General features: G+C 72.0%; 4 protein-coding genes. 3 read left to right on the plus strand and 1 reads right to left on the minus strand.

What is annotated here, in order from left to right; all coding sequences use genetic code 11:
- Positions 1–1,031: NAD(P)/FAD-dependent oxidoreductase (locus ACRDP3_RS00980; protein WP_431514855.1), on the minus strand; the 1,031-nt coding region annotated here is incomplete at its 3' end.
- A 154-nt stretch (positions 1,032–1,185) separates the two neighbouring features.
- Here ACRDP3_RS00980 and ACRDP3_RS00985 point away from each other — a divergent pair.
- The 3 genes from ACRDP3_RS00985 to ACRDP3_RS00995 form a co-directional block, all read left to right on the plus strand.
- The gene (locus ACRDP3_RS00985; RefSeq protein WP_431514856.1) at positions 1,186–2,892 is read left to right on the plus strand and encodes a molybdopterin-dependent oxidoreductase; all 1,707 of its coding nucleotides are present in this window, start codon (positions 1,186–1,188) and stop codon (positions 2,890–2,892) included.
- A 144-nt stretch (positions 2,893–3,036) separates the two neighbouring features.
- Complete coding sequence (locus ACRDP3_RS00990) at positions 3,037–3,678, plus strand: fasciclin domain-containing protein (protein WP_431514857.1); 642 nt, start codon at positions 3,037–3,039, stop codon at positions 3,676–3,678.
- Between the two features lie 176 nt (positions 3,679–3,854).
- Positions 3,855–4,957 (plus strand): S1 family peptidase (locus ACRDP3_RS00995; protein WP_431514858.1); only part of this gene is annotated, 1,103 nt, incomplete at its 3' end.

Below are 4,957 nucleotides of genomic sequence, written 5' to 3' on the forward strand. Positions count from 1 at the left end.
CGGCAGGACGGCATCAGGTAGTTCCAGGAGGCGCGGGCCGCGCGGGCGCGCGGCAGCAGCGAGGCGTCGGTGTGCAGCATCGTGGGGTTGCGGGAGTAGCGGAAGGCGCCGAGGACCTGGCGCTCCGTCTCGGTGGGGTCGGCGAGCAGCCGCAGCGCCTGGTCCGCGTGCAGGGCCAGCACAACGGCGTCGTAGCGATGGGTGGCGCCGCCCTCGGTGACGATCTCCGCGCCGTCCGCGAAGCGTCGCACCGCCCGCACGGGGGTGGCGGTGTGGACCGCCTCGAGCTGCTTGCCGACGCGCTCGACGTACTCGCGTGAACCGCCCGTCACTGTGCGCCAGGACGGCGAACCACCGACGCTGAGCATGCCGTGGTTGTCCAGGAAGCGGAACAGGTAGCGGGCCGGGTAGCTCAGCGCCGTACCGGGTGCGCAGGACCAGACCGCGGAGACCAGCGGCGTCATGAAGTGGGTGACGAAGTAGGAGGAGAACCCGCCACGGGCCAGGAACTCCCCCAGGGTGACCGCCTGGCGGCAGACCGCGACCGCCGTCGGGGTGTCCCGACTGCCCTCCTCGGCCAGCACCAGCCGCGCCTGACGGTGGAATCGCGGGATCTCGGCCAGCATCCGCAGATAGCGGGGCCGCAGGAGACTGCGGGGCTGCGCGAGCACGCCGCGCGGCCCACGGGCGCCGGCGTACTCCAGGCCGCAACCCTCGCATCGCACCGACATGCTCATCTCGGACTCCTGTGTGCGGACGCCGAGCTCGCGGAAGAGCCGCAACAGCAGCGGATAGGTGCGCTCGTTGTGCACGATGAAGCCGGAGTCGATCCGCTGCACGCGACCGTCCGCCGACGGTACGTCGTGGGTGTGGGCGTGCCCGCCGAGCCGGTCGTCCGCCTCGTACACCGAGACCGCGTCCGTGTGCCGGAGCACATGTGCGGCGGTCAGTCCGGCAACGCCTCCACCGATGACGGCGATCCGGCGCCGCTGATCTGTTCTTCCGACGGCCGCGCCGCTGTCGATGGCCATAGCCGCTCCTTCCGTACGCCTGCACGCAGTGCCCTTCTGGTGCCATTCGGGGCCGGTCGGACGGTGGATTGGTCGGCGGCCGGCATTTCGCTCCGCTGACCGGAAGACCAACTCTTTCGGATGTCGCACCAATCCGCCGTCGGCCGAGCGACGAATGCGGGATGTGACTGGAGAGCGAGAAACGATCGCAAGGGCAACCGGCCCGGCGGCGCCCGGCGTTGCCGGGGCCGGCCGGTCCCGGCGGGCGCTGCGCGGTGCGCTGGGTGCGACCAGCGGAGTGCTCGCGGGATTCGCGGCGCTGGCGGTCGCGGAGCTGGTGTCGGTGGCGGTACGACCGGAGTCGAGCCCCGTCACGGCGGTCGGCGGCGCGGTCATCGACCGTACGCCGGCCGGTGTGAAGGACTTCGCGATCCGCACCTTCGGCAGCCAGGACAAGCTCGCCCTGCAACTAGGCATCCTGGCGCTGCTGGTGCTGTTCGCGCTCGGCCTGGGGCTGCTCGCACTGCGCCGGCGGCGTACCGGTGCGGCCGGGGTGGGGGTCTTCGGCATCGTCGGCGCCTTCGCGGCGGTGGAACGCCCGGACGCCGGCGCCCTGGACGCGGTCCCCTCGGTCGTGGGGGCGGTCGCCGGAGCCGCAGTGCTGTATCTGCTGGCGGGCCGCCTCACACCAGTCGCGGCGGCCGAGATCACCGCGCCGGCCGGAGATGCGGGCGCACCCGATGGGGCGGGCCTGCCCGACGGGACGGGCACCCGGTCGGCCGTCCCGGCATCCTTCGACCGGCGCGGTTTCGCCCTGGCGGCCGGGGTGGTGGTCGCCGGATCGACGAGCGCCGGCATCTTCGGGCGCCGCCTCAACGCCTCCCGCGGTGCCGAGGCCGCCGCTTCCCGCGCCGCGGTCAACCTGCCCGCACCCGCCTCACGGGCCGCGCCCGTACCGCGCGGCGCCGATCTGGGGATCGACGGTGTGGACCCGTTCATCACGCCCAACCAGGACTTCTACCGCGTCGACACCGCACTGACCGTGCCCCGTATCGACGCCTCCACCTGGAAGCTGCGCATCCACGGCACCGGCGTGCGGCGGCCCGTGACGCTGGACTTCGCGGATCTGCTGAACCGGAAGCTGATCGAGCGGCACATCACCCTCACCTGCGTCTCCAATCAGGTCGGCGGCTCCTACGCGGGTAACGCGAACTGGCTGGGCGTACCGCTTGCCGGGCTGCTGCGCGAGGCGGGTGTGCGGCCGCCGTCCAGGGGCGGCAAGGCCGACCAGCTGGTGGCCCGTTCCCAGGACGGGATGACGCTGGGCAGCCCGCTCGAGACGGTCATGGACGGCCGGGACGCGATGCTCGCCATCGGCATGAACGGCGAGCCGCTGCCCTTCACCCACGGCTTCCCGGTCCGGATGGTCGTCCCCGGCCTCTACGGCTACGTGTCCGCCTGCAAGTGGCTGGTGGACCTGGAGCTGACCACCTTCGACGACTACGACGTGTACTGGGTCAAGCGGGACTGGGCGCGCGAGGCGCCCGTCAAGACCCAGTCCCGCATCGACACGCCCAAACCGCTCGCCGACCTGAAGCCCGGCACCGTACGGATCGCCGGAGTGGCCTGGGCCCAGCACCGGGGCATCGACCGGGTCGAGGTACGGGTCGACGACGGCCCCTGGCGCACCGCCCGGCTGGCCGAGGAGGACAGCCGCGACACCTGGCGGCAGTGGATGTGGGAGTGGCCCGCCACCTCCGGGCGCCACCAGCTTGAGGTGCGCGCCACGGACCGGGACGGCGAGACTCAGACCGCCGAGCGCGTCGGGACCGTACCCGACGGCGCCACCGGACGTCACTCGGTGGTGGTCAACGTGACCTGACCCCGGAGCGCGACGCGCGGCGGCGAACCGCGCCGCGCCGCAACGGACCACACAGCCCGGACCGGGCTCGAATCCGACAACCCCAACACCAGGGCTCCGCTGCGGAGTTCCCTGCACCGATTCCCATCTCTCAGGAGAGACTCCATGAACACCAGCCGTATCCGCCGCACCGCCGTCGCCGTCACCGCTGTGGCACTGCTGCCGCTGGGCATCACCGCCTGTTCGAGCGACAGCGGAGGCGAGAAGTCCTCCGACAGCAAGAAGTCCTCCGCTCCGAAGGAGTCCAAGCCGGAGGAGAAGGACACGGCGAGCGGGGAGTTCGGACCCGTCTGCGCGTCCGTGCCGAAGAGCGGCAAGGGCAGCTTCCAGGGCATGGCACAGGACCCGGTCGCCACCGCCGCGAGCAACAACCCCGAGCTGTCCACCCTGGTCAGCGCGGTCAAGAAGGCCGGTCTGGTCGACACCCTGAACAGCTCGGAGAACATCACCGTCTTCGCGCCGACCAACGCCGCCTTCGAGAAGATCCCCAAGGCCGACCTGGACAAGGTGCTGAGCGACAAGAAGACGCTCACCAAGATCCTCACTTACCACGTCGTGGGCGAGCCGCTGTCGAAGGAGAAGCTGGCCGACGGCTCCTACCCGACGCTGGCGAAGGCCAAGCTCACCACCGCGGGCTCCGGCGACGCCTACAAGGTCAATGACAAGGCGTCCGTGGGCTGCGGCAACGTCAAGACCGCCAACGCCACCGTGCACATCATCGACACCGTCCTGATGCCCCCGCAGTAACAGCTGGTGCCACGCGGCGTCCGTACCCGGTCTTGATCGACCGTCCGGGTGCGGACGCCGCGCCATTTCCTCCATCTGGTCCTGCCAGCGGTGGTGCCCGCCTGGCAGCGGCCGGACGCTGAGGCTCGGGCCGGCCATTCCCGCGCGACCCGCAGCAGCGACACGAGGAGAGCGCCATGCCACGTAAGGTTCCCGTCCTGGCCGGTACGGCCCTGGCCATCGGCGCACTCGCTCTCGGCGCTCTGCCCGCCGCCGCGGGCGAACCCTCCCCGCCCCCGCCGGCCGCAGTCGGGCCCGTCCCCGAGATCGCCCCCGGCATGCTGAAGGCGGTCAGCCGGGACCTGGGCATCAGCGCCGAGGACGCCAGGACCAGAATCACCAACGAGCAGCGTGCCGTGCCCCTCGAGAAGTCCCTCCGCGAGCAGCTCGGTTCCCGCTACGGGGGCGCCTGGGTGACCGGGCCCACCGCGCGGCTGGTCGTGGCCACCACCGACCTGAGCGACACCGCCAACATCGTCGCCGCCGGTGCCGACGCCGCGCTGGTCCCGCACAGCCTCGCCGAGCTCGACGCCGCCAAGAGCGCTCTGGACCGGTCGGCCGGTACGCGGTCGCGGGCACAGCGCGGCGCCTCGGTCTGGTCGGTGGACGTGCGGAGCAACAGCGTGGTCGTACGAGCGGGCGAACCCGCCGCCGCGAAGGCGTTCCTCGCCCGCAGCGGTGCGTCCACCGAGCTGGTACGGGTGACGCGGTCCGCCGAGCGGCCCCGTACCTACGCCGAGGACCTGCGGGGCGGCGACGCGTACTACATCAACGGCGCCACCCGCTGCTCGATCGGCTTCTCCGTCACCCAGGGCAGCCGGGAGGGCTTCATCACGGCGGGGCACTGCGGGGATGCGGGAGCACTGACGACCGGTCACAACCGGGCCGCCCAGGGCACCGTCCGGGCCGCCTCGTTCCCGGGCAACGACTACGCCTGGGTGGAGGTCAACAGCAACTGGATCGCCCGGCCGTACGTGAAGGGCCCCGGCAGCGCGAACGTCACGGTGTCCGGGTCGCAGCAGGTGCCCGTCGGCTCCTCCGTCTGCCGCTCCGGCTCCACCAGCGGCTGGCGGTGCGGCACCATCGAGCAGCACGACGTCACCATCACCTACCAGGAGGGCACGGTGCGCGGGCTGACCCGCAGCTCGGTGTGCGCCGAACCGGGCGACTCCGGCGGCTCCTTCATCTCCGGCAGTCAGGCGCAGGGGACGACGTCGGGCGGCTCGGGCGACTGCTCCTA

The sequence above is a fragment of the Streptomyces sp. genome (genome assembly GCF_050698815.1).
Classification (GTDB): Bacteria; Actinomycetota; Actinomycetes; order Streptomycetales; family Streptomycetaceae; genus Streptomyces.

Excerpts from the sequence above, each read along its gene's own strand:
- ACRDP3_RS00985 (WP_431514856.1), top strand. The coding sequence starts at position 1,186 with ATGCGGGATGTGACTGGAGAGCGAGAAACGATCGCAAGGGCAACCGGC.
- ACRDP3_RS00990 (WP_431514857.1), top strand. The coding sequence starts at position 3,037 with ATGAACACCAGCCGTATCCGCCGCACCGCCGTCGCCGTCACCGCTGTG.